A 1,054-nucleotide genomic window follows, 5' to 3' on the forward strand; every position below is an offset into this window, starting at 1 on the left:
CCGCCGCCTGGACGAGGTACTCCGTGCGCGCGGGGGACGAAGACGCCAGGGTCCACGGCGATGTGTTGGCCGCAGAACTCTGCCCAGCCCAGGAGGTATTCAAGGGGTAAACCCGAGACGCGTTGTTCTACCAGGCGGTCAAGCTCCTCGGGAGCGTGCGCCGCGGCGATCAGGAGCCGGGCCTCTTCTTCGGCGAAGACGCAACCGGCAGAACGGAGCCGTGCCGTGACGGCGGAATGGGACGGCTGGAACGTGGGTGCTGACATAGGAGAGCCTTTCGGGGTACCGAGGGGTGCTCTCCGGGCCATGCTAGCCGAGGGTGGAGGCGGGAACTACGCCTGAAACGGCTTCGACGAAAGCCGGGGTTCACAAACACAGCCCGGAGTGTCTAGGGTGGGTGCATGGGAACACTGATTTTTGAATAGGCCAGCGGGTCACCGCTGAGTTTGAACCGACAAAAATCCATGCCTGTTGAGGCTTCGCCTCCGCGCCGTTCCTGTTGCTTTCACTAGACCCAGGGTCTCGCAGCGGACGTCGCGTCCCGATACCTCCTCCGGCACATCAAGAGCTTTAAGGAGTCCGCTGCATGACACCGAACACACCCGAAACCGACGCCGGGCAGGAACCAGAAGCGCAGGAAACCGTCGCCCCGGCTGCCGGTGTCAGATCGAAACTGACTGACGCCCAGAAGGAGATGCTAGCCAGCAAGTCCCGTGGCGGGGCAGGGAACGGCTGGCAAAGCACCGGAAAAGGACACAAACCCACTCAGGCGAGTGGCAAGCTGGCCAAGTCCGAGAAGAAAGTCCGCTGGTAGATCCTGCAGACAAGCGGACCGCTCCCACCTAGTATGGAAAATCCCTTCGTTTCAATGCAGAAAGGAAGAACAATGGCTGCGAAGCACGTTGAGCAACAAATCAACTCCGAGGTGGCCAGCCACTTGGTCGAGTCCATGGATAAAGCGCCCATGCCAGCCCCGGCAACGGTGGCCATGGCCCTCGGCTCGACCCAAGGACCGGCCTGGCCGGACGTCAGCGGCAAGGCCAAGCACCCCAAG

The 1,054-nt window shown here is 62.2% G+C and carries 1 protein-coding gene and 1 pseudogene; one reads left to right on the forward strand and one right to left on the reverse strand.

The genetic code is table 11. From position 1 onward, the window contains the following. A pseudogene (locus AHiyo1_RS09455) lies at positions 1–266 on the reverse strand (hypothetical protein); the annotation flags it as partial. 320 nt (positions 267–586) lie between these two features. Between AHiyo1_RS09455 and AHiyo1_RS09460 the strand changes: the two are divergent. Then, positions 587–814 (forward strand): hypothetical protein, encoded by a 228-nt coding sequence (locus tag AHiyo1_RS09460; protein WP_059388400.1) that lies wholly within the window; start codon positions 587–589, stop codon positions 812–814. The last annotated feature ends 240 nt before the right edge of the window (positions 815–1,054 follow it).

The organism is Arthrobacter sp. Hiyo1 (assembly GCF_001263615.2).
Taxonomy (GTDB): domain Bacteria; phylum Actinomycetota; class Actinomycetes; order Actinomycetales; family Micrococcaceae; genus Arthrobacter.